Here is a 26,050-nt window from a genome sequence, read left to right on the forward strand (position 1 = left end):
GAAACCGGTCATGTTGTCAGGTGGGGCTGGTGATGTTTTCCGGTTGGGTGTCTCTGGTGCCTGTCCGGACGTAAACACACACAAATACCACTTAGGAGGCATCACAATGAAACCGCAAAACCTCGCAATCATTTCCGCATTTGCATTTGGCCTGCCGGCAATGGCCGTAGCGCAGTCAACAGCAGACACCAACGGCGACGGAGTTTTGACCATCGAAGAGGTTCAAGCCGTTCTGCCTGAGGTCGACGCCGATGGTTTCTCGGCTATGGACGCCAACGGCGACGGTTCGCTGGACGCAGATGAAATTGCCGTCGCGCAGGAAGCAGGGTTGCTACCGCCCAGCAACGGCTAATCCCGCGAAGGCATCGGCGGCCCGTACCCCCACGGGCCGCCTTATTTCAATGAGTTAGGCGGGCAAGTAGATGTTAAACTTGCTGCGCAACTCAGCGTCCAGCAGTGGATCAAATCTGGCCGGAGACGGGGTCGCAAGAATCTCTTCCTTCCGTTTCACTGCCTTTTCGATCAGATCCGGCTTGCCAATTTCCACCCATTCTTTCGGAGACGACCGGTCGCCAAAAGTGGGATAGACATAATCCGCCTGCATTCGGCTGAGCGTCGCGTCGGTCCCCAGATAATGACCCGGCCCGCCCATGCAAACCTCGGCCATCTGATCCAGTGCCAACGTTTCATCCGTCACCTCAATGCCGCGCACACAGCGTTGCGCCTGTCCGATCAGGTCATCGCTAAGGATCAGGCTTTCGTGGCAGAACCCCAGCAGCGATGCATGCATGCCCGCAGCTTCATACACCATGTTCAGACCCGAAAGTCCGGCCATGACGTTCGAGCACATTTGCTCCCAACCAGCCTGCATGTCGGGTAGTTTTGCGTCTGACGCGCCTGCGGCTGCGCCGCCCGGCAGGTCGTAGAAGTGGTGCATCTGGGCGCAGCCCGCGGTCAGAAGCGCCTGCTCACCGGAACCGATGGACATCGCGCCTGTGCGCAGGTCCAGGCCAAACGGCCAAGTGCCAAAAATAGCGGGCGCACCGGGGCTTACAGCGTTTACATAAACCAATCCAGCCAGACATTCGGCGGTGGCTTGCGTGATTGCACCAGCGACGGTTGAAGGCGCGGTGGCCCCGGCCATTCCGGCTGACAACAGTAGAACGGGCATTCCTGCCTTGATGCATTCCTCCATCACTTCGCAGCTTTCAGTTGCGAATTTCATCGGCGGCACCACAAAGCAGTTCGAATTCGACATAAAGGGCCGTTCGCGCCACTTGTCCTCGCCGCCAGCAATCATGTGCAGCATCTCGATTGCGGGGCCTACGTGGCTTGGTTCGGTGAAGGATGTACCGATATGTTTGTGCGTGCCACAGGTGGTGGCATAGACCGTATTCAGGTCCATTTCGAGGTTGTCCGGAATATCGCGGCACACCATCGGGCGCTGGACAAAATGAATATTTTCAAGCTGTTCGCAGATCCTGGACGCATCGTGGAGGTCCTGAAGGGTCGAATCCCGGTACTCCTGTCCATGCACGTCGACCATGCTGACAGCTGCTCCGGCGGTGCCATAGTGGACACGGTTTCCCGACAGTTCCAGATCGGATTTACCGTCACGCGAATGCAAAGTGATCGAGCGGTTGGCCTTGGCAATCGTGTCCTCGACCAGTGCGCGGGGAAACCGAATTCTGCCATCGTCACCCAAGGTGCAGCCTGCGCCCACAAGATAGTCGATCCCACTTTGAGGGGCGTCTGCCAGACCAATCGTTTCCAATGCGGTCAGAGCGGCCTCGTGTATGCGCTCGATTTGCGCCTGGGTCAGAACCTTCAGCGTTCCGCCCTCCATTCCGGCGCGGATTGGGCGCAGATGGTCGGGCAGGGCGGTTGCACGGGCCGCACGACGCGCGGCACGGCCGCCGCTGCGCGATGTATTTCGGGTTTGTTCGTTCATATTTTAGAGTCCGGTCGTGAAAGTACGTTCAGGGTTGAGTGTACTCAGACCTCGACTGGCCGCCCCCGTGCGGCACGCCCGCGATCCGCACCAATGGTACGGCTGATCAAGCGGATTTTCCAAACATAACTTTGCATGCGGTTCCTCGAATAGTGACGCGAACTCTCCCAATATGAGGGCGTACAATCTGTCCTGTTTGCGACCTGAGAGGTCAAAAACGAAGCGCTGTGCCTTGTTCGCATCAGTTCTTGCCGTCGGGTAAAGTTTTTTCCCGAATTCGGGAAAATCTGTTATGCTTCTATCACTTATTTAAGAGTGGTTCGTGATCTCAATGGATTTTTAACGATTGCAAACCAATTATTGTGTGACGAGGCCCGTTGTCTGTTGGGCCAGCTGCAAGGAATTTTGGAGAGGTTGATGAAAGCCCTGACGGCCCTCATTACCACCTGCCTGACAATCGGTAGCGCACCGGTATTTGCAGAGGATTGGACAGGGGCGTATGCAGGCTTCAGTTTTGGCTATGCAGATGTAGACGGGCCAAACGGGTCTGGCGGACATGATACAACCTTTGGTCCGCTCGTTGGCTATGACCACGATTTCGGAAACTTCGTTCTTGGGGGAGAGTTGGAGTATAACCGGCTTTCGCTGGATTTGGGGCAGGGCGAAGGAAGCTTGGACAGTGTCGCTCGTCTCAAATTGCGCGGCGGTTATGATTTTGGTTCTGCCCTGGGCTATGTCGTCGTGGGCGCGGCGCGATTAGATGCATCGCCCGACAATGACACCGCTGCGGTCTATGGAATCGGAATTGCCTATCCGATCGGCGACAGTTTCGTCATCAGCGGCGAGGCCCTGCGCCAGGACTTTAACGACGCCACCCAAAGTCAGGGCGGCATTGACACCAACGTCTTCAACCTGCGTACAACTTTCCGGTTCTGAGAACGCCTATTCCGCCGCGTGGCTTTCCGCCAAGCCGGTTGCGAATTCGCAGATCGTTCTGAGTGCCGCAGCAAACCGGTCGTCATCAATTGTCATTGCAACGCGCACGTGACCTGCCGCCGCTTTGCCAAAACTTTCACCCGGCATGACAGCAATTGCGTGAGTGTCCAGCAGCGCGTTGGCGAATTCCTCACCGCTTAGTCCCGCGGCGCGGATATCCAACATCAGGTACATCGCACCTTGAGCCGGCACCAGACTAATGGTGTTCTGCGTGGCAAGAATCGCGATCGCCTGCGCACGACGGCGGCGAAATGGAGCGGCGATCTCCTCTTCAAGATCATGACCTGCATTCAATGCAAAACTGGCTGCGTCCTGAATGAAACCGGGAACGCCATATGTTGTATGCGTTGCCAGATTGATGAGATGGGTGATCACCTCCTCAGGACCGACCACCCAACCGCACCGGGACCCGGTCATCGCGTGCGACTTGGACATCGAACCAACGACCAAGGTACGCTCGGCCATTCCGGGCAGGGTTCGGGGTGAGATATGCTCACCTTCCCAGATCTGTGTGTCGTAAACTTCATCCGAGATCAGCCACAGGTCGCGATCTCGGCAGACACCTGCGATACCGTTCAATGTCTCGCGCGAATAAACGACGCCAGTGGGATTGTTCGGGCTGTTGATCAACAGCGAAACGGCGCCATCGGAGGCTGCATCAATTTGCTGCGCGCGCGGTTGGAACGCGTCCTCGGCGGTAGTCTGGATTGCGCGGGCTTTCGCACCGGCACCACGAATCGTGCCTGGGTAGGTCGCGTAATAAGGATCGAGATACAGACCGACATCGCCAGGGTCGCACACGGCTACGTGGGCTGCGAATAGTGCAGATTGGCCGCCCGGTGTGATTAACACGTTGTTTCGGCTTGTCTTCTGGCCGGTGCGGGCCTGAATGCGCGCGGCAACGGTATCGCGCAGCAAATCTGAACCGGGCACCACAGCGTAGCCGGTGTTTCCCCGACGCGCTGATAGATCCATGGCATCCAGAATCGTCGGATGCGTGCGAATGTCATGCTCACCAATGGTGAGTTCAGTAATGACGTGCCCCTCGCTGATCATCCGGCGTGCACGATAAAATACATCCCACCCATCACTGCCGCCTCCGGTCAGATGAGTGATACGCTGCGACAATTTCATGGCACGCTCCGGTCCTGTCTTTTTGCTGACAGGGCCAGAGGTGTTGAAAAATGTCAATCAGCTTCGTTGGGGCAAAGTGGACTGCACTTTTTTCGTTAGGGATGCCCGTACCAGATCGTAGGATGTGGCCAGTCGATGACGCAGTTCATCCTCGTCACAGTCAAACGGCAGCCGGATCCAACTGCGATGGAAATAGGGGGCTTTGGTGCCGACACCTGCGTCGATCAGCATCTGGGCTGTTTCGATATCCGGCGTTTTTACCGACACGCCGTCATTGGCAGTGCCGATACAGGCAAACATCTTGCCACCGACCTTCCATGCGTCATGGCCTCCGCCCCAAGGGTCGGAAAGGTCAGCTCCTGGAAAAGCGCGGCAGATCGAATTGACGGATTCTCGGCTCATGATTTGAAAGGGTGCGCTGGCATGCGCTGAAACTCAAGCCTTGGCTCAACGTCATGTCCGTGTTAGGGGGAAGATATGAACCGTATGACCTGCATCATTATCTGCTGCATTACCTGCTGATTTATCAAGCGGGCCGGTTTCTTTCGTTTTCATCCCTGAGACAAGTTGCTAAGCCCGCGCCAACGCGACACGCTTTGTTGTTCTTAGGAGCCGACCGATGACGACGATCAAACTGCACAACACCCGGACGCGGACGAAAGAAGATTTCGTTCCGATCGATGCCGAAAACGTGCGGATGTATGTCTGTGGCCCAACGGTTTATGATCGCGCCCATCTGGGCAATGCGCGGCCCGTTGTAGTTTTCGACGTGCTCTATCGGTTGCTGCGCCATGTCTACGGCTTGGATCACGTAACCTATGTGCGCAATTTCACCGACGTGGACGACAAGATCAACGCGACCGCGCTGGCGCGCCAGAAGGCGGGCGCTGAGGGCACGCTGGAGCAATTGGTGCAGGAGCGGTCGGACGAAACCATCGGCTGGTATCTGCACGACATGGGCGCGTTGGGCGCACTGGAGCCCAATGAGATGCCACGTGCGACTCAGTACATCGCGCAAATGATTGCGATGATTGAGGATTTGATCGCTAAGGGTCATGCCTATGAGGCCGAGGGGCATGTTCTGTTCGCGGTGGATAGTTGGAAAAAGCAGTACGGTTCGCTGTCGGGCCGATCCGTCGATGACATGATCGCAGGCGCGCGAGTCGAGGTTGCGCCGTATAAGAAAAACCCGATGGATTTCGTGCTATGGAAGCCCTCGACCGATGAGTTGCCGGGGTGGGACTCGCCTTGGGGCCGTGGCCGTCCAGGCTGGCACATCGAATGCTCGGCCATGAGCTATGAGCTGTTGGGTGAAAGCTTTGATATCCACGGCGGCGGCAACGACCTGATGTTCCCGCACCATGAGAACGAGATCGCGCAGAGCAAGTGCGCCCATCCACATGGCGAGTTCGCGCGCTACTGGCTGCACAATGAGATGCTGCAGGTCGAAGGTAAGAAGATGTCCAAATCGCTGGGCAACTTCTTTACCGTGCATGACCTCCTGGAACAGGGCGTTCCGGGTGAGGTCATACGCTTTGTTTTTTTGCAGACCCACTATCGTAAGCCGATGGACTGGACCGAGAAGAAGGCCCGCGAGGCCGAGACGACGTTGCGCAAGTGGCGGGCGCTGACAGCGGGCATCGAGCCCGCAGCCAGCGCGGCCCCCGCGGTTGTCGCTGCGCTGAGTGACGACCTGAACACGGCGGGTGCCCTGTCCGAGCTGCACCGTTTGGCAGCAAATGGCGATGCGGCTGAATTGTTGGCCAGCGCACAAGTTCTGGGTCTGCTGACCGGGGACATGGGTGCGTGGGCGGATACTGCATCGGTGGACCTGACATCTCATGCAGATCGGCTGGCCGATGCTCGCGCAAGTGCGATGCAAAACAAAGACTTCTCGGAAGTTGATCGATTGAAAGCTGCGTATCTGGCTGCCGGTCTTGAGGTTCGTATGAGCAAAGAGGGCGTGGAATTGGTGCCCGGTGCAGGCTTCGATGCGGCAAAGCTGGAGAACGTTTAAATGGCTGATCAAAGTAACACCTGTTGCGCAAAACAGGCGTAATCGATGACTGAGCGCCAGCGGGAGCAAGCTATGACCAAAGAACGCCTCTACCTCTACGACACTACCCTGCGCGACGGGCAGCAAACGCAGGGCGTGCAGTTTTCGACCGCCGAGAAAGTACAAATTACGCAGGCGCTGGATGAGTTGGGTGTCGATTACATCGAAGGCGGCTGGCCCGGCGCAAATCCTACGGACAGTGCGTATTTTGATGCTGCACCAAAAACCAATGCGCGCCTGACTGCCTTTGGCATGACCAAACGGTCCGGTCGTTCGGCCGAGAATGATGATGTTCTGGCCGCCGTGATGAACGCGGGCACGCAGGCGGTGTGTCTGGTGGGCAAGTCCCATGATTATCACGTCACCCATGCGCTTGGTATTCCGTTGGAGGAAAACGTCGAGAACGTGCGCGCCTCGGTCGCGCATGTCGTGGCGCAGGGGCGCGAGGCGCTGTTTGACGCCGAACATTTCTTTGACGGTTACAAGGACAACCCCGCCTACGCGCTTGAGGTTTGTCGCGCCGCGCTTGAGGCCGGTGCACGCTGGGTTGTCTTGTGTGACACCAATGGCGGGGCCTTGCCTGCGGAAGTGTCTCGGATCGTATCTGAACTAATCGCGGGCGGTATGCCGGGGGATCGATTGGGTATCCATACGCATAACGATACGGAAAATGCAGTGGCGTGTTCCCTGGCCGCCGTCGATGCCGGCGCGCGTCAGGTCCAGGGAACGTTGAACGGGTTGGGTGAGCGGTGCGGTAATGCAAACCTGACCTCGTTGATTCCGACACTGCTGCTGAAAGAACCCTATGCGTCGACCTACGATATCGGCGTCAGTCTTGAGGCGCTGGCTGGTTTGACCCGCGTCAGCCGGATGCTGGACGACATTCTGAACCGGGTACCCAGCAAGCAATCGGCCTATGTCGGTGCATCGGCTTTTGCGCATAAAGCGGGCCTGCATGCCAGCGCGATCCTCAAGGACCCGACGACATATGAACATGTTGAGCCAGAATCGGTTGGAAACACGCGGATCATTCCGATGTCGAACCAGGCGGGGCAATCGAATCTGCGCAAGCGTCTGGCCGAGGCGGGTCTGTCAGTCGAGGCCGGCGATCCGGCATTGGGTCGCATTCTGGAGCGGATCAAGCTGCGCGAGGCGGATGGATATTCCTACGATACCGCGCAGGCCAGCTTTGAGCTGTTGGCGCGGGATGAATTGGGGCAATTGCCGCAATTCTTTGAGGTCAAACGATACAAAGTCACGGTCGAGCGACGCAAGAACAAGTACAACAAGATGGTTAGCCTGTCCGAAGCCGTGGTTGTGGTTAAGGTCGATGGCGAAAAGAAACTGTCGGTCAGCGAGTCGCTGGATGGCGCTGGCGGGGACCGGGGCCCGGTGAACGCGCTGGCCAAAGCGCTGGCCAAAGATCTCGGGCAGTATTCGCGGATTCTGGATGACATGCACCTTGTCGACTTCAAGGTGCGGATCACACAGGGCGGTACCGAGGCTGTGACCCGAGTTATTATCGACAGTGAAGACGGGCAGGGGCGGCGGTGGTCCACCGTCGGCGTCAGTGCAAACATAGTCGATGCCTCGTTCGAAGCGTTGCTGGACGCGATCCAATGGAAACTGGTGCGCGATTGCGGCCCCCAGTCGGCAGTTGCCGAGTGAGTGCGCCTTTTGACGACGACGTCAAGGCCTGCGCTGCGCTCTTGCATCGGGCCGATCCGGACCGGTTTATGGCGGCCATGGCGGCACCTGTGTCCGCGAGGGCAGTGTTGTTTCCGATCTATGCGTTAAACATCGAGGTAGCGCGGGCCCCTTGGGTCACGCAAGAGCCGATGATTGCCGAGATGCGCTTGCAATGGTGGCGTGATGCGCTGCAGGAAATAGCCGAAGGCCCGACCGTTCGTCGACACGAAGTTGTCACGCCACTGTCGCGTGTTCTATCCCCGCATCTTGCATCGATGATGGATGAGTATGTGGCGGTAAGGCGTTGGGATATATACCGAGATCCGTTCGAAGATGAGGATCACTTCGACGCATATATCAACCACAGCGCAGGAACGCTTGCGGTGGTTGCGGCACAGGCGCTGGGATCTGCGGATGAAGAAGTCGTGCGGGATTTCGGTTATGCCGTTGGGGTCGCCAACTGGTTGCGCGCCATCCCGGACCTGGAAGCGCGCGGGCGCATACCGTTGCTGGATGGAACGCCAGCGGGTGTACAGGGTCTTGCCGAAAAAGCGTATGGACGGCTGAAACAGGCGCGGTCTCAGCGCCATTTAGTGGCAAAGAACGCAGCCGCCGCGCTCTATTCTGGTTGGCAAACCGAGTTAATTCTAAAGCAGGCCATTGCGCGTCCGGAAAGGGTCGCAGCTGGCACGCTTGACTCAGGCGAAATCCGCCGCCGCCTTTCCTTGATGGTACAGGCGGCAACGGGACGCTGGTAGCTATCCCCAGCCGAAATTTTCAGATTCTCCATGTCCGACGTACCTGGGGCAAACGCTCCGACGCCATAGTTGCTACGCAAAAGCTGGCCCGAGGCTTCAACGGCCACCCAGTCGCCATTTTGTAGTCAATGAAACCGGCTAGTGGGCGTGCAGTAATGCAGGTCAGATCGATTTCAAGGGCGGCAGTCTTGGTGTGATCTTTGATGGTCGGAACTCCTATCATGCGCAGGGAGCTTGCACCGGTTTGCATGGCCGAAGTGGAAACGAAGCGGATTTCTGGAGAGGCTTCGATGTCAAAGGAATCGCAGTTTTCGAGGTGGTTGTTGAACGGGCTCCAGCTAAATTGACTAGGGTATTTCCGAAGCGCACAACTCTGGCACTTTTACCCCGATCCTGCGCCTAGACGTTTAGGCCGTTCTGGGGCGCATCGTCAGCCACAACAGCGCACCACCCGCCAGTGTCAGAAGGGGAACCATCGCCACGTTCACTGCGGTCCAGCCTTCGATCGGCGAACCGCCGGAACAGTTCATCAACCCGCCTGAAGCAAGCGACGCAAACGTAACGCCACCAAACACCAACAGGTCGTTCAGCCCCTGCATGCGCCCGCGTTCACTGACTTCATGGGACTCGGCTAACATCGTGGTCGCACCGATAAAGCCGAAATTCCAGCCAATGCCCAGCAACATCAGTGAGATAAAGAAATTGCCCAACTCGACGCCCTGCAGGGCTACGACCCCGGCAGCGGCCAGTATGGCCAGACCTAGGGCCACGATTTTTTCGACGCCGAAACGCGCGATCAGCTGTCCGGTGAAAAAGCTGGGGATGTACATCGCCAATACGTGCGTGGTGACAACATCCGCTGCGTCATTGGCGCTGAACCCGCAGCCTACGACAGCCAGTGGCGTCGAGGTCATAACGAGGTTCATCAACGCATAGGAAACCATAGCGCAAATGATCGCCACCGCGATGCGTGGTGTCTTGAGAAGTTCAATCCGGGACCGGCCTTTGGGTGCATCCTCGGACGGTTTTGGTGGCGTCGGTATGTCGAGGAAAAAAAACAATGCCGAGCCGATGACGTTCAGGGCAATGACAGCGATGTATGTGCCAAGGAAAGGGATGACGTAAGCAGTTGAGGTTAGCTTGACGATCTGAGGTCCGATGATGGCCGCAGCCAAGCCGCCCGCCATGACGTAGGAAATCGCTTTCGGACGGAACGCGTCTGACGCGGTGTCAGCGGCGGCAAAGCGGTAGAAGCCGTGCGCGCTCATGTAGATGCCGGTTAGAAGACTGCCTAGCAGAAACACCGGAAACGAGCCCAGGAACAAGCCATAAGCGCCTACCAAACCGCCGCAGGCCCCAGCCGTTGCGCCCACCAGAAATCCGGCACGCCGCCCCCAACGCTGCATAATGGCCGAGATCGGAGTGGCAGCGAGCATGGACCCAAGCACGATCAAGGAAATGGGCAAAGTCGCCAAGCAGGCATTCGTCGCCAGTGATTGTCCCGCCAGCCCCCCAACGATGAAAATCATCGGCATTTGGGCGCCAAGCAGGGCCTGCGCGGCCACCAAAACGGCGACATTGCGTTTGGCCTGACTGTTGTCGGGGGTGGTGGCGGTCATTGTCATGAGCACATGCGTATCGGCGAAAACGATTGTGCACAAGCGGGTTGCATCTGCGGCAAAGCGGCCTAACGTGCAGGCGAATATTGAGGCCGGAGGGCACATGTCCGTTGGACTGATCATAGAAACACCCGATTGCGTAGCCGAGGGCGCCACCTGGCTGGCAAAAAGCTGCCCTCGCATGGCCTATGCGATCGAGCAAACCGGTCCCTTGCCCCTGCGTCGCCGTCCAGACGGATTTGCGCAACTGCTTAGCGCGATTGTCAGTCAGCAGGTCAGTGTGGCCTCGGCCAATGCGATCTGGAAACGATTGAAAGACGCCAAGTTGACCGGCCCGCGCAAGATCATGTGGGCCACCGACGACGATCTTCGCGCTGTTGGGCTGAGCCGGCAAAAAATCCGCTACGCCCGTGCCCTGGCTGACGCGCGCATTGATTACTTGGCTCTACGGGACGCATCTGACGACGAAGTGGTGGCTATCCTGACCGAGGTATCGGGTATCGGCGTCTGGACGGCCGAGATTTACGCCATGTTTTCTTTGGGGCGGGCCGACGTGATTGCGCCGGGCGATCTGGCACTGCAGGAGGCTGCGCGTATCCTATATGATTTGCCTGGTCGGCCGACCGACAAACAATTGCGCCAGATGGCTGAGGCCTGGTCACCCTGGCGTTCGGTTGCGGCGCGGGTTTTGTGGGCCTATTACCGGGTGGCCAAAGAACGAGAAGGGATCAGATGACACGAGTTTTGAATGCGCTCAGGAAAGAGCCGGTTTCAGGAGACACACGCTCGGTCGTGGTGTTCGTGCACGGCTATGGCGCGAATGGGGCCGATTTGCTGGGTCTGGCCGATCCGCTGGGTGAACATTTGCCCGATACGTTGTTCGTGTCACCTGATGCACCGGAACAGATCCCGGGAATGCCCAACGGGTTCCAGTGGTTCCCGATCCCCTGGATTGACGGATCGTCCGAGGAAGAAGCGCGCCGGGGTATGGAAATGGCCGCCGACGACTTCAACGCTTTCCTCGATGCGCTTATGGTGGATGAGGATGTGCTGCCAGAGCAGGTCGTTCTGTTCGGCTTTAGCCAAGGCACGATGATGAGCCTGCATGTAGCGCCGCGTCGCGAAGATCCGGTGGCAGGAATAGTTGCGTTCTCGGGCCGGTTGTTAGAGCCCGATCTGCTGCCCGACGAAACAGTCAGCCGAATGCCCATTCTTTTGGTGCATGGTGATGCCGACGACGTGGTGCCTCCACAATCGTTGCCCGAAGCCGCCGAGGCACTGCAGGCTGCAGGTTTCAAAGAAGTCTACGCGCATGTCATGAAAGGCACCGGCCACGGGATTGCCCCGGACGGGCTTAGCGTCGCGCTGGCCTTCATGCGCGACAAACTGAGCCTCTAGCGATGATAGCGGTCCGCCCCATGATGCAAGAGGATGTGGCAGACGCCTGCAGAATCCTCAATGAAATCATAGAAATCGGTGGAACGACCGCTTTTGAAACCCCGTTCTCTGAGGCGCTTTTTGCCCAGGTTTATCTGAATGGTGCGGAAAAGATCTGTTGCCACGTTGCCTTGGATGAACAAGGCGAGGTGGCCGGATTTCAGTGGCTTGGCACCAATGACGATCTGCCGGATGACTGCGCGGATATTGCCACCTTCACCCGGCGCGAACCGGTGTTGAAAGGGGCCGGGCGGGCCTTGTTTTCGGAAACTACAACCCAGGCCGCAGCCCTCGGGTTCAACACGCTTAACGCCACCATTCGGGCGGACAACCGGCTGGGGCGGAGCTATTACGACAAGATGGGTTTCCGCGACTACTCGGTCGCATACGCTGTCGCATTGAACGATGGAACGCCCGTCGACCGGATTTCCAAGCGGTTTGAGTTGAAAAAGGACACGGCATGCTGATTGTTACCGGAACGGTTGAAGTGTCGACGGATGGAGTCGATAAAGCCATAGCAGCAGCACAGAGAATGGTTGCTGAGACCGTGAAAGAGCCCGGTTGCCTGATCTACGAATTCAGCCAGATACTGGGGCAAGCGAACCGGTTCCGCGTCTATGAAGAGTGGCAGGATCAGGCCGCGCTCGAAGCGCATTTTTCCGCCCCTCATATGGCAGAGTTTCAGGCCGTATTGGGAGAAGTAGGCGTGGTTTCCAGCGATATCTACCGCGTTGCCGGGGGTGTAAAGCAACCTCTGCGCTAAGGTATCAGGTCCATAGATGGCCTTCGGCGAATTCCACCGAGTTTCCGGCGGGGTCCCGAATATAGAGCGACCGTGCCCCGTTCGGCCAATCGAATTCAGCATCAATGGGGATATTCCACTCCAGCAGATGCTTGCGCATTTCTTCGATCTGCCGTCGTGACAAAGTCATGCAGACGTGACCGGGTCCACGCGCGCCGTGTGGCGGGACGGGCAGGTTTGGATTCCCCGGAGGTTTTGCCGTCTCATCTGCGTTGAATAGCAACAACACCGATCCGCCCACGCGGAAAAACACATGCCGGTTTGCGACGCGTTGTATGGGCTCCAACGCCAAAATATCACCGTAGAACCGTTCTGCGGCATCCAGATCACCAACATAAAGGGCGGCCTCAAGAATCCCTTCAGGGGAGGGTGTGCTTCGGGTGACTTTCATGCCTTAAGCCTATCACAAAAGGAGCGTTTTTGTCACCTGCGTGGGCGGCGGTCCCTTTTACGTTGTGGTGCTGAATTCAAGGCGGGGGTTGGCAGGCTGTCCCATTGGCCAAGGTTTAACCCGGCCAAAGTCCAGTCGCCAATCCGGGAGCGGATAAGACGCAAGGTCGGGTGGCCCACAGCTGCAGTCATGCGTCGTACCTGCCGGTTACGGCCTTCGCGCAAAGTCAGTTCGATCCAGCAATCTGGGACGGATTGGCGGACCCGGATCGGCGGGTTTCGAGGCCACAGGGCTTCGGGTTCGTCCATCAATCGGGCCTTTGCCGGCCGCGTCACCCCGTCCTTCAGGTCAACCCCGTCGCGCAGGGCCTTCAACGCAGCAGCATCGGGCAGACCTTCGACCTGAACCCAATAGGTTTTGGGCATCTTGTGTTTGGGATCGGATATTTGCGCCTGCAACTTGCCAATGTCTGTCAACAGCATCAGGCCCTCGCTGTCGCGATCCAACCGGCCCGCCGGATATACGCCAGGCAGGTCGATGTAGTCCGATAACGTGCTGCGCGGCGAATCCGCATTTGCACGATCGGTAAACTGCGGCAGCACGTCAAAGGGTTTATTGAATCGTATGAACCAGCTCATGATCTTGCCATAGCGTGCCCGACACGGCGAACGCAACCTGTGGATAACTGTCACGTCTTTGTTACGGAGCAGGCTTAACCAATACCCGAGATATTGTGGAAACTCAGGGCTTGTCAGAGTTTTAACACGATATATAGTTAAGTTAAGGCCGGGGCGGGTGTTCCCCGCTCTGATGTCAAAAAAGGGCAGAGCAGAGCGAGGAGCGATTCCGATATGGACGGAGAATTCAGGACCGAATTTGTCAGGGAACCGGGTGCCCTAAAGCACCATCCGGCATTGGTTTTGAACGCCGATTATCGCCCATTATCCTATTACCCACTGTCCCTGTGGCCCTGGCAAGAAGCGATCAAGGCGGCCTGGCTGGACAGGGTGGATATCGTGGCCGAGTATGACGAGGTCGTCCGAAGCCCGAGTACCGAGATCCGAATACCGTCGGTCGTTGTCCTCAAAGACTATGTAAAACCCAGAAAGCGCGTGGCCTTCACGCGCTTTAATTTATTTCTGAGGGATGAATTCCGCTGCCAGTATTGCGGATGTCGTGACAACCTGACTTTTGACCATGTTGTTCCGCGAGCTGCCGGTGGCGTGACCAGTTGGCAGAACGTTGTTGCAGCGTGCAGCCCATGTAACCTTCGTAAGGGGTCGAAATCGCTACGGCAGGCTGGCATGTCGCTGCGCAAGCCGCCACGCCAGCCCGATGCTGAGGCGTTGCGGAATATCGGACGGAAGTTCCCACCAAACCACCTGCATGACAGTTGGATCGACTTTCTGTATTGGGACGCCGAACTGGACGAGATGTAACGCTTACTTCGCCCGGAAGGCGGCCAGCCAGATCAGAACCAGCCCAGCTGAGAGCAGGGCGTTCCACCCCGCCATCGACAATCCGAACATTTCCCATGGGATATCATCACAGCGCACAAGTGGCGCGGACATGATTTGATCCATCAGTTCCTCAGCCGACAAACCGCCAATATCGCCCGACGTGCAACTGGTTGGACCTTCCCACCATTTCTGCTCGACGCCTGCGTGGTATATGCCAATTCCCGCTGTCACCATCGCGGCAACAGCGCCCAATAGGGGTAGTGGGCGAATGCCAGGAAAGGCAAAGGCAAGAACGCCGATCAAAATGGCTGCACCATGGGGATAGCGCTGCCAGATGCACATCTTGCATGGGGCCATGCCGCCCAGATATTGAAACGCCCATGCACCCAACAAAAGAGCGGTGGATCCGCCAGCAGCAATAAGGATCAACAGTTTTTTGCGCGTCATAGGTATCTCACCGCCAAAAACCCGCCGAACAGCAGGATGACAAACAAGGTAAACATAAGGCCCAAGCGTTTTTCGATGAAGTTTCGAATGGGTTCGCCGAACCCCCAAAGCAATCCGGCAACAATAAAGAACCTGAGGGCACGTGCCAGAATAGACGTGGCAACAAAGGTCCCAAGTGGCATACCCGTCCAACCGGACATGATTGTGATGACCTTGTACGGGAACGGCGTAATACCTGCGCCCAACACGGCCCAGAACCCGAAGTCATTGAACCGGGTGTTGAACTCTTCCATGGCGTGCGCCTTGCCCATCGATTCCAGAATGGGCTGGCCAACACTCTCATAGAAGAACGCACCGATTGCATATCCCAACATTCCGCCCAGCACCGACGCCACCAGAGCGACCGTTGCAATCAACCATGCACGCGACGGGCGGGCCAGGATCATGGGAATCATCAGAACGTCGGGGGGAATCGGAAAGAAGGAGCTTTCGACAAACGCCACGACAGCCAACGCCCACAGGGCGTGCGGATGTTCCGCCAGACGAATGGTCCAGTCATAAAGCGATCGCAACATAAGACGCTAATATCCCGTTTTCTTGTTGGCCAAGCCAAACCACGCGCCTGATGAGCCGTCAACCGTGCCCGGAGAAAACAAACTGAATATCGGTTGTTTTTTGCCTCTGGACCTTCCCGAATATGAAGGCTAATCCAGTGTTCGTGGCCCAAGTGGCGGAATGGTAGACGCAGGGGATTCAAAATCCCCCGGTAGTGATACCGTGCCGGTTCGAGTCCGGCCTTGGGTACCAAAGTAAAAACAGAGGGTTAGGGAAACCTGCTCTCTGTTTTTTCTTTTTGGGAGTTTTACGTTCTCGCGGCGTCATTTTTTTGATCTGGCAACGGAAACTTTAGAAAACGTAGAAAAAGTGGGTTTTCGAAGTGAATTTCCGACCAGCTTTTTCGTTTACTTACTACTTCTAAAAGTCAGCCAAACCAGAAATCCGATATAGGCAAAAACGCTGAGGTTCAGGGCGGTGTCGATCAGTTGACCGCTCATGATTGGTCCTCGCGGTTCAGGCTTTTCAACAAACACACGACGAGAATCGGGACAATAAATACGAAGGTGATGGCCGACAGAGCGATGATGGATCGAACCAGTGCGATGTCGCCTACCAGAATCATCGCCAGTCCCAAAGCCCCCAGAATGATACCCCAAACCGTGCGAATTCGGGGAGAGGGGTTGTCATCCCCACCGGACCCGATCATCGCAAGGGTAAAGCCGGCGCTAACGACACTTGTGACCACGAAAAGGAATGCGGCCAGTATGGTCGCCGTTCTTGTGATGCCATCCAATGGGAACCGTTCCAGCAATGCGAACGTGGTCGCATCCAGGTTTTCTGCGTTGACGGCAGATAAGGCACCGTCCTGACGTAACGCGTCGAAAAATCCCAGACCTCCAAAGACACCGAACCAAAGGACAGAAAAAAGGGTGGGGGTGACGACAACGCCGATCAGAAATTCGCGGATTGTTCGACCGCGGGAAATTCGGGCAATGAAGATACCGACAAAGGGTGACCATGCCAGCCACCAGATCATGTAGTTCAGCGTCCACCCATGGAACCAGTCGATTAGAAGGTCATCGAAGAACTCAGCCGTGGAAAATCCTGCGGGCAAGACGCCAAACAGGTAACGCCCAAAGCCGGATACGATGCCGTCCATCAGATAAGATGTTGGGCCAAGCACCAGCAGATAGACCATCATCCCGACTGCAATCAGCATCGCTGCGTTCGATAGGCGGGCCATGCCGTCGCCCAGATCGCGTCGCAGAGGAATGATGAACGCAATACAAAGCGCGGCAAAAACGGGCAGGGTCAGGACACTGGGTGACTGTATTCCCAGCAAACCCGCCAACCCCGTCTGAATTTGAAATACGCCCATCGCCATAGAGCCCGCCAAACCGACAGCAATCGCAACGATTGAGAGCAAATCGAAGACCCATCCCAGTGCTTTTGTCCATCCAGCTTCGCCAAGCGTGTCGGTGATTGGTGCACTAAGCAACAGGGTGCGATTTCGACGATAGGCGAAATATGCGATTACCAATCCTACGATCCCGTAAATCGCCCAGGCGTGAAATCCCCAGTTCAGATAGGTTACGAACATTGCATAGCTGGCCGCTTCTGCGTCGCTATTATACTGACGCAGAACTTCGTAGTGGGTCAGCGGCTCGGCAGCGCCATAGAACAGTAAACCAACACCCATACCGGCGGCGAATAACATCGCGATCCATGCGGACGTTGAAAACTCTGGTTCCGCTGTGTCGGGGCCAAGGCGGATATCTCCGAACCGCGACAGGGCCAGATATAGGACAACGAACAACAGCCCGCTGACCTCTAGCATAATGAACCAGCCGCGGCTGTTGAATTGCGTCGCCACTGCCGACGCTGCAATGCGACCCAGTCCTTGCGGGTCAGCAATGCCCCAAACCGCGATGGCCGCACTGAGGGCAAGGGCGATCACGAGCATCGGGCTGATTGATTTACCGTCCACTGTCCAGAACCTTATCTTTGCTATTGCAAGGAACTTGGGGTCATCTGATTGAATCTAAATCGCGAGTTTCAAAATTTCAAAGCGTTTGTTTGTATTTAGCTGGCCCGGCATTGCAACACCCGGTTACGCGAAGCGGATCTGTGCAAATCCGCCCCTTTAAAGGGGGAAACTTTCGGAAATCTCCTCACATCTGCGGATCGAGGCCAACATACCCTGAGCAGGGGTTGACAACAGGAGTGTCTGAATGAAACGTCAATGATGTTGGGAGACTTTTAAATTTCAGATGCTTGACCCGTTGCAAGATGGGTTCGCTTGCCGTACCGGCAAGGTCCCTGGATGGGGACCGCTGATCTGTCTCTCATCCACAATAAGAGTTGGGAGTTCTCAAAAATGAAAAATAGCAGCAAGCTTAGCCTGGGTGCGGTCGTAACCGCTGCTCTTATGGCTCCAGCCGCTTATGCAGAAGAGTTTATCACCATCGGAACCGGCGGCGTGACCGGCGTTTACTATCCGACCGGCGGTGCGATCTGCCGTCTGGTGAACAAGGGCCGCAAAGAGCACGGCGTTCGTTGCTCGGTCGAGTCGACCGGTGGTTCGGTTTACAACATCAACACCATTCGCGAAGGCGAGCTGGAGTTTGGTGTTGCCCAGTCAGACTGGCAGTACCACGCCTATAACGGCAGCTCGAAATTCGAAGAGGCTGGCCCCTTCGAAAACCTGCGCGCCGTGTTCTCAGTACACCCTGAGCCGTTCACCGTTGTGGCCCGTGCCGATTCCGGCATCACAAACTTCGAAGACCTGAAAGGTAAGCGCGTTAACATCGGTAACCCCGGTTCCGGTCAGCGCGGCACTATGGAAGTCCTGCTGGGCGAAATGGGCTGGACCACTGGCGATTTCGAACTGGCAACCGAGTTGAAAGCGGCTGAACAGTCCGCAGCTCTGTGCGACAACCAGATTGACGCGATGGTTTACACCGTTGGTCACCCGTCGGGTTCGATTCAGGAAGCGACCACTGCATGTGACTCGGTTCTCGTAAACGTCAGCGGCGACGCGGTTGACAAGCTGGTTGGCGACAACTCGTTCTACCGTACCGCAACCATCCCCGGTGGCATGTACCGTGGTTCGGACGGCGACACCTCGACCTTTGGTGTTGGCGCGACGTTCGTGACTTCGGCTGACGTGTCGGAGGACGCGGTTTATGCGGTTGTAAGCTCGGTCTTCGAAAACTTCGACGACTTCAAAAAGCTGCACCCGGCATTTGCCAACCTCAAGCCCGAAGAGATGATCGCAGACGGCCTGTCGGCTCCGCTGCATCCGGGTGCCGAGAAGTACTACAAAGAAAAAGGCTGGATTCAGTAAACCAGACCTGATGCAGGGTGCCTTTGGGCGCCCTGCAACCCAAACCCGAACAAATCGGGTGGTTCAGAAGGCCAAAATGGCCGCGACGGGGAGACATTTGCATGAGTTCCGACACACAATCCAATCGTCCGCTATCAGAAGAAGAGCTACAGGATCTTGTAGCCTCATCCGATGCGGGTGGACGTAATCCAGTCGGCAATGTCGGGGTTTTCCTGGCCATTGTAGCCGCGATCTGGTCGATTTTTCAGGTCGTTCTGGCCTCACCCTTGGCGAATTATGTTTTGCCGGGAAGCGTTGTGAATAATGCACGGCAGTTCCATCTGGCCTTTGCCATGTTCCTGGCCTTTGCGGCCTATCCGGCACTCAAATCAAGCCCGCGTGACTATATTCCGGTTCAGGACTGGATCATGGGTCTGCTTGGCGCTTTCGTCGCGCTTTACGGCTATTTCTTTTACAACAAGATCGTCGATGCAGGTGGTCTTGCGGATGATACAGATAAGTGGGTCGCTCTGGTTGGTTTGCTGTTGTTGTTCGAGGCAGCGCGTCGCGCGCTTGGCCCCGCGATGGCGATCATTGCCACGATCTTTCTGTTTTACGTCTTTTTCGGTTCTTCCGAATGGGTGCCTGAAGTTATCCGCTGGAAAGGCGCAAGTCTGAAAAAGGCGATGAGCCATATGTGGATCACATCCGAAGGTGTGTTCGGCATTGCCTTGGGCGTCTCCACCAAGTTCGTGTTCCTGTTCGTCCTGTTCGGCGCGTTGCTCGATAAAGCCGGGGCAGGGAATTACTTCATTAAGATGGCCTTTGGCGCCCTCGGTCATCTGCGTGGTGGACCAGCCAAAGCCGCCGTTGTTGGTTCGGCTGCCACCGGTCTGATCTCGGGCTCGTCCATCGCGAACGTGGTCACCACCGGCACATTCACCATCCCACTGATGAAGCGTGTTGGCTTCAGCAGTGAACAGGCGGGTTCGGTCGAGGTTGCCTCATCGGTGAACGGCCAGATCATGCCGCCAGTGATGGGTGCTGCGGCCTTCCTGATGGTTGAATATGTGGGCATTTCTTACGTCGAAGTGATCACCCACGCCTTCCTGCCTGCTGCGATTTCTTACATCGCGCTGGTCTATATCGTGCACCTTGAAGCCGTGAAGCGGAACATGCCCACGCTGGGTGATCGCGACGTGCATCTGGCACGCACCGTCATCGGTATGTTGTCCTTCTTCGTTATGTTTGCTGCCCTGTGCTATGGCTCGCAATTCCCGGTCGAAGCGGTAACCAATTGGGTGCCGTCGATGGCGGGGCTTATTCTCAGCCTGATTGTATGCGCGGTCTATGTGGTGCTGCTGAAACTGGCGGCGACCGTGCCGGACCTCGAGCCGGACGATCCGAACGCTAAAGAAGTGACCCTGCCGGTGATCGCTGACATCTACAAAGCAGGCCTGCACTATCTGTTGCCGATCATCGTTCTGGTCTACTTCCTGATGATCGAACAGAAGTCGCCCGGTCTGTCGGCCTTCTGGGCCACGGCGCTGCTGTTCGTGATCCTGCTGACGCAGAAGCCGCTTAAGGCGATCTTCCGTGGGCAGAGCAATGTGTACAACACATTCATTGATGGTGTTGCCGACCTTTGGCAGGGCATGATCGATGGCGCACGGAACATGATCGGTATTGCACTTGCTACGGCAACTGCAGGCGTGATCGTTGGCACTGTAACCCTGACGGGTGTTGGTCAGGTGATGGCCGATCTGGTCGAGTTCCTGTCGGGCGGCAATTTGATCCTGATGCTGGTGATGGTTGGCCTTCTAAGCCTGATACTTGGTATGGGCCTGCCGACGACAGCGAACTATATCGTTGTCAGCTCGCTGATGGCGGGCGTGGTTGTGGAACTTGGCGCACAAAGTGGACTGATCGTTCCACTGATCGCGGTGCACCTGTTTGTGTTCTACTTCGGCATCATGGCCGATGTAACACCGCCCGTTGGTCTGGCCAGCTTTGCTGCGGCCGCTGTGTCGGGTGGCGACGCGATCAAGACAGGGTTCACAGCCTTCTTCTACTCGCTGCGCACCGTAGCGCTGCCTTTCGTGTTCATCTTCAACACCGACCTGCTGTTGATCGATGTGACATGGGTCGAAGGGATAACGGTGGCGATTTTTGCGACAATCGCCATCCTTGTCTTTACAGCCGGAACTATGGGCTACTTCCTGACCCGCAGCCGCATATATGAAAGCGTCGCCCTGATCCTGGTGGCCTTTGCGCTGTTCAGGCCGGACTTCTTCATGAACCGCATCTCACCGCCGTTTATTTCAGTTGAGCCGTCGGCCTTCGTGGAAACCATCGGAGAAACCCCACCGGGAACCGAGGTGCGGATGGTGATCAGTGGGCCGGACTTTGACACGCTTGAAATGACGGACACGACCGTGGTCGTACCTGTCGGCAGCGAAGAGGGTGGCGAGGCACGTGTAGACGCGATGGGCCTTCTGCTGATTGAAGAAGACGGTCTTGTAAAACTGGAAGAGCCATTGTTTGGGACACCGGTCGCGGATGACCTGGATATCTTCGACTACTACGGAGATGAGGCTGTGCGCCTGACTTCGGTAAGCTTGCCATCCAGCCAGCCGCCGAAACAGCTGATCTATATTCCGGCAATGCTCTTGCTGGGCCTGATCGCTTTCCTTCAGCGCGGCCGTGCCGCAAGACAAGAGGTGACCGCATGACAAACGCTGTTCTCTGCGCCGTCGATATCAGTAACGGCGACCTTGATACGCATGTCCTGAAGAAAGCCGCCGCCTTGGCTGATCAGGAAAACGCGCAACTGGATGTCGTGACCGTTCTGCCGGATTTTGGGGAAAGCTGGGTGTCCGGCTTTTTCGAAAGCGATTTCCACGATAAGGCGTTGGAAGAAGCGCATACCAAACTGGCCGAGATGTGTATTTCGGCCCTGGGGGCGGATCGGAATGAAAAGATTCGCCACGTGGTTGCGACTGGCACTGCCTATCAGGAAATCCTGAAAACTGCGGACAGTGCTGGCAGCGATCTGATCGTGATAGGTGCGCATAAACCCGACTTGAAGGACTATCTGCTGGGCCCGAATGCTGCACGGGTCGTGCGACATTCGGACGTCTCTGTTTACGTGGTCCGCTAGGGCGCTGAGCCTATCAGTAGCCGGTCATCTCAAGATATCCCCGTCCGGAATGGCTGCCGCTGATCTGGACGGGACCTTCCCAGTATTCGAACCGGGTGGCCATCCACGCATCGGGTGTCAGCGCTGATACCTCGACGTCGAGATCGCGGGTGGGCAAGGTGACACGCCATCGGACAGGGATATCGCGGCCGGCGACGAGCGATGTGGTCAACGGTTCGAACGCCACCTCGCCATCGGGAATTGCAGTTGTCGTTCCGTCGGCGGTGATCCAGGTGGCCGCCGTAAAGTCACTACGTTCGCCACGCAGTCGAAAGGCCATCATCTTGTCACCATCATCGAAGCTGAGAGAGAACCAGTCCCAGCCGCTTTGATCCGCCGCCAAAGGTTGCGACGACCATTCACGATCCAGCCATCCTTGCCCGATTACCGGAACGTCACCATCTGGTAGGCGCAAAACGCCTTCAACCTCGTAAAACGGCTGGGAATAGTAGTAGCTGGCCTGTCCATCTGCGGATTTGATGGAATACCCGTTCTGGCCATGAAAAACGAGCGGTCCCTTAGCCGTGAGCTGTAGGTCATAACCGAAATCTGCGCCATATGCCGACAAACTTACAGCGCTTGGATCGTCGCCTCGCATATGCCATTCGTCAATCCAGGCCTCAAATGGTTCAGCCGTAACCCCGGCTTGACCGATGCCGCCGCGTGACAGGCGTTCCGCGAAGTAGTGCTTGTCGGGCGTTGTTACCGCCGCGTGGCCCATCCAGATCTGTGGGCTTTGCCATCCCTCGGCCTCATGTGGTTTCAGGGCTGACCGGAACAGTGTCCACTGGATGCCGTAGTCGCGCCCGTCCTCACCTTTGAGGTTTGCCGTCAGATACCACCATTCGATCCGGTATTCCGGGTGAGGGCCATGATCCTGCGGGAACTGAAACGTATAATCCGGTTGCGGCACAGTGAACCCTTCGGCAGAACCGCCCAAGCCTGCGTACCCTTGAGCACGGGTTAGGCCCGGTAAGACCAGCAACAAAACGATCAGCCAAGTTCTAACGCTCATTTGCAAATACCTTCAGTAGGTCTGCGGGAGGCAGACGCGACAGCCGCGCGGCGGGCAGAGCGGCTGCGATTGCCGCTGCAAGCAGGGTCAGACCCAGCAGATAGGCCCAGTCTAACGGGAACAGGTACATTGGCAGCTTCCAGCCAAACGCTTCGACGTTGATGACGCTCAGCAAGGCCCAGGCTAAAGCTAATCCCAGCGGCAAGGCCAGAACAGCAGTCAAGGCGGCAAGCAATACGCTGCGAAGCAGCTCGAGCCGCGCCAGTTCCGTGCGCGCCAACCCAAGAGCCCAGACAGGTGCAATCTGGGGCAGCCGCTGTGTCCACAGCGTCAGCAGGCTGGTTAGTATGGCAAACCCTGCGACGCCCAACGTCAGGATGTTCAGGGCTGAGGTTACCACGAATGTCTTTTCGAACACCGCCATGGATTGCGCCTTCATTACAGCTTGCTGCACAACTGCGCGGGGCGGGAGATCGAACTCTTCACGCAAGGCTTGAGCCAGTTCCGTCGCCCGGTCGGGCGCGACCCGAATGCCGAAGCGTCGCGCCTCAGCGTTGGGTGCAACCTCATCCAGTCGGGGCATCGAAACGATGGCTTGGCCGGTTGGGTTGCCATAATCGGAATAAACCCCTGCAATGGTCAAAGTCAGGGTGGGTGTGATCACCAGTGATTGCCCCGGCCACAGGTTTTCCCGGCGCGCAAGCTGCTCGTTGACCAACACGGCTGTGCCATCGATGACTCGATCCCACACCCCGTCGGAGGCGCTGATCAGTGGCCATTTTTCTCGATAAGTCTGATCGTCGATGATGCCATAAAGAAACAGAGGCCCCGATGAGTGCGCCAATTCAACACTGCGGATTGGCAAAACAGCGTCCACCTGCGAGCTCAGCCATTCGGCTACGTCCCGACCTTGCTGATCAGTGGCGGTGGTCACGTAAAGCTCGGATGTCAGGCGCTGATCCAACCAGCCGGTAAAGGTCAGTCGAAAACTGGAAACCATCGTGCCGACACCGATGTTCGCGGCAAGTGCCAGCAAGAGCGCCATTAGCGCCAGCGACAAACCCGGAAGTTGCGCACGCATGTCCGACCAAACCCACTGAGCAATTGGTCCCTTGGCCGAACGCTGAAACAGGATCAGGACAAGCGATAGAGCATAGGGCAGTACCAACGCCGACCCGACAAGCATCCCGGCGACCATGACGAAGCCTGCGACCAACCCTCCGAACAGTAGCAAGGCCAGAATGCCCCCGGAAATTGCCGCAACGCCAGCAACAGCGACGATCCAACTGCCTGAGGCCGCGCTGCGCCAAGCCTGTAATCCGGCGCCGCTCAGCACCGGCATCCGCGACAGGCGGTACAAAGCGTGCCCACTGGCCAGAAATGTACCGCCCAACGCCATTGCTAAACCAGACAGCGCCCATTGCGGTTGCAGCGAAATTTGGCCGCTGACCGGTGCGCCGTATAGCCCGCGTAAGGTTGCAGCGACATCGGGGAGCAGGGCGCCTGCGAGGAAAAAACCCAGCACCAGACCAAGTGTCCCGCCTATAACCGCGAGCACAGACAGTTCGACCATGATCACCCAGACAAGGCGGCGCATCGAAACGCCCAAGGCCCGAAGGGTCCGGATCATGCCGCGCCGTTGGGCAAAGGCCAGCCCCACGGTTCCGTGCACGATGAACAGGCCAACCGCAAAGGACAGCAGGCCGAAGGCAGATAGATTCAGATGAAAGCTGTGGGTGAGTTGCGCTGTGTCCAACTGTTCCCGGGCTGGGATTCGATCCAATTCGGGGGCGATGTCTGTCAGCGGTGGGACTGCGCCGGGTTGATCCGGCAAAATGATCATGTGGGAAATTTCGCCTGACCGGTTCAGCAATACTTCGGCCACGCCGATATCGGTCAGGATCAAATCGGGGGGCAAGGCGTCGCTGAACACGACCGGAGGCAGCCCGGTTTGGCCGTTCAAAAGTGGCCCCAAAGCTGGTGTCGTCAGCAATAGCCCCGGCGCAGTCAACATATCAGCTGGATCTGGGGGCGTGCCGCTTTGTTCCATCTGGGTGATGGCGGGCAGGGCGGGGTAGGCCACCATGTCCACACCAAGGACGCGAACGGTTTGACCCTGGATCCGTATTGGTCCTTCCAGAACCGCGGCAACCTGCCAACCTGCGCGCCGCAACTCGACATAACGAGACAGGGGGATCGGACCGTTTGGATGATGTAATTCGTCGAATTGACCCAGTGCCAACTGATCGGCTGCGCGACCATAACTAGCACGTGCCTCGGCGTTTATGGCCTGCACTGCCGACCAGAGGCCAGTCGCCAGAGCCAAGCCCACAAGCAGGGTCATCAGTTGCAGCCGGTGCGCCCGCCAATGAGAGGCCAGCGCCTGGATGACTGCCATTGTCATGCGAGTTGCCCGCCAGCCAGATGAACTCGCCGATCCAGTCGTGAGGCGATCTCGTGGGAGTGAGTGACCAAAAGCAACGCGGCCCCGGTATCCGCGACAAGCGACAACATCAGATCAAGAACGGTTGCACTGGCGGTTTCGTCCAGATTTCCCGTTGGCTCATCCGCCAACAACAATTTCGGCCGTGCGGCCATTGCGCGACCGATGGCAACACGCTGCTGCTGCCCGCCTGATAGGTTCTCTGGGTATCGAGCAAGTAGATCGGAAAGACCCATCCTATCTGCCAGATGCGCGCACCAATCGGGGTCATGGCATCCGGCCAATCGGGCATGAAACGAAAGGTTCTGATCGACGGTCAAGGACGGGATGAGGTTGAATTGCTGAAACACCAGCGACAAAGACTTGCGGCGCAGGGCAGCCCGGCCGGGATCATCCAACTTCGACAGAGCTGTGCCGTCCAGCGTGATTTCCCCGCTGTCTACAGTGTCTAATGCTGCTGCAAGGTTCAGCAAGGTGCTTTTTCCGCTGCCGCTTTCGCCGGTCAGTGCCAGCGTCTGCCCGCGGTCAAGCGACAATGACACATCGCGCAGAACCGGTCGGCCGCCGGGATAGGATTTCTGAACCTTGTCAAATATTACAAGCATGTTTGCCCTCATTTTCACAAGGATTTGCAACAGTTCCGCCAACTGTCCAGCGTAGACGCACCATAGGTTCCTTTCGCCGCACTGCGGGGATGGGTGAGCGGGTTGTCTCAACCGGCTGTGCAGGTCATTGTGAAGCGATCCATCGTCGTTACAATTCAGGATGCA

Annotated in this window: 25 protein-coding genes, 1 tRNA gene and 1 pseudogene; 14 read left to right on the forward strand and 13 right to left on the reverse strand. The window is 57.2% G+C overall.

From position 1 onward, the window contains the following. The first annotated feature begins 106 nt into the window (after positions 1-106). A complete protein-coding gene (locus tag ACR0AK_RS06625) occupies positions 107-352 on the forward strand; it encodes an EF-hand domain-containing protein (protein WP_170557154.1) in 246 nt (81 codons plus the stop codon). 54 nt (positions 353-406) lie between these two features. On the opposite strand, the gene ACR0AK_RS06630 is transcribed toward ACR0AK_RS06625, so the two are convergent. Beyond that, positions 407-1,951, reverse strand: coding sequence for a trimethylamine methyltransferase family protein (locus ACR0AK_RS06630; protein WP_480792778.1), 1,545 nt, complete (start codon positions 1,949-1,951; stop codon positions 407-409). A 417-nt stretch (positions 1,952-2,368) separates the two neighbouring features. Between ACR0AK_RS06630 and ACR0AK_RS06635 the strand changes: the two genes are divergently transcribed. After that, on the forward strand, positions 2,369-2,887 hold the full coding sequence (locus ACR0AK_RS06635) for an outer membrane protein (protein ID WP_480792779.1): 519 nt from the start codon (positions 2,369-2,371) through the stop codon (positions 2,885-2,887). 6 nt (positions 2,888-2,893) lie between these two features. On the opposite strand, the gene ACR0AK_RS06640 is transcribed toward ACR0AK_RS06635, so the two are convergent. Next, entirely contained in the window at positions 2,894-4,081 is a 1,188-nt protein-coding gene (locus tag ACR0AK_RS06640) for a pyridoxal phosphate-dependent aminotransferase (protein WP_480792780.1), read from the reverse strand. Between the two features lie 57 nt (positions 4,082-4,138). Further along, positions 4,139-4,483: an MmcQ/YjbR family DNA-binding protein gene (locus ACR0AK_RS06645; protein ID WP_480792781.1), complete on the reverse strand. Its 345-nt coding sequence runs from the start codon at positions 4,481-4,483 to the stop codon at positions 4,139-4,141. Positions 4,484-4,700: 217 nt separating this feature from the next. Between ACR0AK_RS06645 and cysS the strand changes: the two genes are divergently transcribed. The 3 genes from cysS (at position 4,701) to ACR0AK_RS06660 (ending at position 8,584) form a co-directional block, all read left to right on the forward strand. After that, positions 4,701-6,098: a cysteine--tRNA ligase gene (gene cysS / locus ACR0AK_RS06650; protein WP_480792782.1), complete on the forward strand. Its 1,398-nt coding sequence runs from the start codon at positions 4,701-4,703 to the stop codon at positions 6,096-6,098. Positions 6,099-6,170: 72 nt separating this feature from the next. Further along, positions 6,171-7,805 (forward strand): citramalate synthase, encoded by a 1,635-nt coding sequence (cimA, locus tag ACR0AK_RS06655; protein ID WP_480792783.1) that lies wholly within the window; start codon positions 6,171-6,173, stop codon positions 7,803-7,805. Further along, positions 7,802-8,584, forward strand: a complete 783-nt coding sequence (locus tag ACR0AK_RS06660; protein ID WP_480792784.1) for a squalene/phytoene synthase family protein — start codon at positions 7,802-7,804, stop codon at positions 8,582-8,584. The genes cimA and ACR0AK_RS06660 overlap by 4 nt, the downstream gene beginning before the upstream one ends. A 19-nt stretch (positions 8,585-8,603) precedes the next feature. Here ACR0AK_RS06660 and ACR0AK_RS06665 read toward each other — a convergent pair. After that, positions 8,604-8,903: pseudogene (locus ACR0AK_RS06665) on the reverse strand (YceI family protein); the annotation flags it as partial. 88 nt (positions 8,904-8,991) lie between these two features. Beyond that, a complete protein-coding gene (locus ACR0AK_RS06670; protein ID WP_170559278.1) occupies positions 8,992-10,209 on the reverse strand; it encodes an MFS transporter in 1,218 nt (405 codons plus the stop codon). Between the two features lie 97 nt (positions 10,210-10,306). Between ACR0AK_RS06670 and ACR0AK_RS06675 the strand changes: the two genes are divergently transcribed. From ACR0AK_RS06675 to ACR0AK_RS06690, 4 genes are read left to right on the forward strand one after another with little or no spacing between them, the layout of a single operon-like run. Next, on the forward strand, positions 10,307-10,939 hold the full coding sequence (locus ACR0AK_RS06675) for a DNA-3-methyladenine glycosylase family protein (RefSeq protein ID WP_480792785.1): 633 nt from the start codon (positions 10,307-10,309) through the stop codon (positions 10,937-10,939). Beyond that, a complete protein-coding gene (locus tag ACR0AK_RS06680; RefSeq protein ID WP_170557171.1) occupies positions 10,936-11,601 on the forward strand; it encodes an alpha/beta hydrolase in 666 nt (221 codons plus the stop codon). The genes ACR0AK_RS06675 and ACR0AK_RS06680 overlap by 4 nt, the downstream gene beginning before the upstream one ends. Positions 11,602-11,603: 2 nt before the next feature. Beyond that, the gene (locus ACR0AK_RS06685) at positions 11,604-12,107 is read left to right on the forward strand and encodes an N-acetyltransferase family protein (RefSeq protein ID WP_480792786.1); all 504 of its coding nucleotides are present in this window, start codon (positions 11,604-11,606) and stop codon (positions 12,105-12,107) included. Then, entirely contained in the window at positions 12,101-12,403 is a 303-nt protein-coding gene (locus ACR0AK_RS06690) for a putative quinol monooxygenase (RefSeq protein ID WP_480792787.1), read from the forward strand. The genes ACR0AK_RS06685 and ACR0AK_RS06690 overlap by 7 nt, the downstream gene beginning before the upstream one ends. 4 nt (positions 12,404-12,407) lie before the next feature. On the opposite strand, the gene ACR0AK_RS06695 is transcribed toward ACR0AK_RS06690, so the two are convergent. Together ACR0AK_RS06695 and ACR0AK_RS06700 are read right to left on the reverse strand one after the other, a co-directional pair. Then, the gene (locus tag ACR0AK_RS06695; protein ID WP_480792788.1) at positions 12,408-12,833 is read right to left on the reverse strand and encodes a VOC family protein; all 426 of its coding nucleotides are present in this window, start codon (positions 12,831-12,833) and stop codon (positions 12,408-12,410) included. 32 nt (positions 12,834-12,865) lie between these two features. After that, the gene (locus tag ACR0AK_RS06700) at positions 12,866-13,471 is read right to left on the reverse strand and encodes a pseudouridine synthase (RefSeq protein WP_480792789.1); all 606 of its coding nucleotides are present in this window, start codon (positions 13,469-13,471) and stop codon (positions 12,866-12,868) included. Between the two features lie 213 nt (positions 13,472-13,684). Here ACR0AK_RS06700 and ACR0AK_RS06705 point away from each other — a divergent pair, with 213 nt between their 5' ends. Next, complete coding sequence (locus ACR0AK_RS06705; RefSeq protein ID WP_170557181.1) at positions 13,685-14,272, forward strand: HNH endonuclease; 588 nt, start codon at positions 13,685-13,687, stop codon at positions 14,270-14,272. A gap of 3 nt (positions 14,273-14,275) precedes the next feature. Here ACR0AK_RS06705 and ACR0AK_RS06710 read toward each other — a convergent pair whose 3' ends face one another. Together ACR0AK_RS06710 and ACR0AK_RS06715 are read right to left on the reverse strand one after the other, a co-directional pair. After that, the gene (locus ACR0AK_RS06710; RefSeq protein WP_480792790.1) at positions 14,276-14,740 is read right to left on the reverse strand and encodes a disulfide bond formation protein B; all 465 of its coding nucleotides are present in this window, start codon (positions 14,738-14,740) and stop codon (positions 14,276-14,278) included. Further along, a complete protein-coding gene (locus tag ACR0AK_RS06715; RefSeq protein ID WP_480792791.1) occupies positions 14,737-15,315 on the reverse strand; it encodes a YqaA family protein in 579 nt (192 codons plus the stop codon). The genes ACR0AK_RS06710 and ACR0AK_RS06715 overlap by 4 nt, the downstream gene beginning before the upstream one ends. A 146-nt stretch (positions 15,316-15,461) precedes the next feature. Between ACR0AK_RS06715 and ACR0AK_RS06720 the strand changes: the two genes are divergently transcribed. Further along, a tRNA-Leu gene (locus ACR0AK_RS06720) sits at positions 15,462-15,547 on the forward strand. A gap of 244 nt (positions 15,548-15,791) precedes the next feature. Here ACR0AK_RS06720 and ACR0AK_RS06725 read toward each other — a convergent pair. Further along, on the reverse strand, positions 15,792-17,285 hold the full coding sequence (locus ACR0AK_RS06725; protein WP_480792792.1) for a BCCT family transporter: 1,494 nt from the start codon (positions 17,283-17,285) through the stop codon (positions 15,792-15,794). A gap of 390 nt (positions 17,286-17,675) precedes the next feature. On the opposite strand from ACR0AK_RS06725, the gene ACR0AK_RS06730 reads away from it, so the two are divergent. From ACR0AK_RS06730 to ACR0AK_RS06740, 3 genes are all read left to right on the forward strand, one after another. Further along, positions 17,676-18,644: a TAXI family TRAP transporter solute-binding subunit gene (locus ACR0AK_RS06730; protein WP_170557187.1), complete on the forward strand. Its 969-nt coding sequence runs from the start codon at positions 17,676-17,678 to the stop codon at positions 18,642-18,644. Between the two features lie 101 nt (positions 18,645-18,745). Then, positions 18,746-21,355, forward strand: coding sequence for a TRAP transporter permease (locus ACR0AK_RS06735; RefSeq protein WP_170557189.1), 2,610 nt, complete (start codon positions 18,746-18,748; stop codon positions 21,353-21,355). Beyond that, positions 21,352-21,783 carry a universal stress protein gene (locus ACR0AK_RS06740; protein WP_170557191.1) on the forward strand — a complete coding sequence of 144 codons (432 nt, stop codon included), beginning with the start codon at positions 21,352-21,354 and terminating at the stop codon, positions 21,781-21,783. Before ACR0AK_RS06735 ends, ACR0AK_RS06740 begins: the two co-directional genes overlap by 4 nt. 13 nt (positions 21,784-21,796) lie before the next feature. On the opposite strand, the gene ACR0AK_RS06745 is transcribed toward ACR0AK_RS06740, so the two are convergent. From ACR0AK_RS06745 to ACR0AK_RS06755, 3 genes are read right to left on the reverse strand one after another with little or no spacing between them, the layout of a single operon-like run. After that, positions 21,797-22,837: a lipocalin-like domain-containing protein gene (locus ACR0AK_RS06745; RefSeq protein ID WP_480792793.1), complete on the reverse strand. Its 1,041-nt coding sequence runs from the start codon at positions 22,835-22,837 to the stop codon at positions 21,797-21,799. After that, positions 22,827-25,241 (reverse strand): ABC transporter permease, encoded by a 2,415-nt coding sequence (locus ACR0AK_RS06750; protein WP_480792794.1) that lies wholly within the window; start codon positions 25,239-25,241, stop codon positions 22,827-22,829. The genes ACR0AK_RS06745 and ACR0AK_RS06750 overlap by 11 nt, the downstream gene beginning before the upstream one ends. Next, positions 25,238-25,885: an ABC transporter ATP-binding protein gene (locus tag ACR0AK_RS06755; protein ID WP_480792795.1), complete on the reverse strand. Its 648-nt coding sequence runs from the start codon at positions 25,883-25,885 to the stop codon at positions 25,238-25,240. The genes ACR0AK_RS06750 and ACR0AK_RS06755 overlap by 4 nt, the downstream gene beginning before the upstream one ends. Positions 25,886-26,050: the final 165 nt, after the last annotated feature.

It is taken from the genome of Ruegeria sp. BI12 (genome assembly GCF_056537985.1).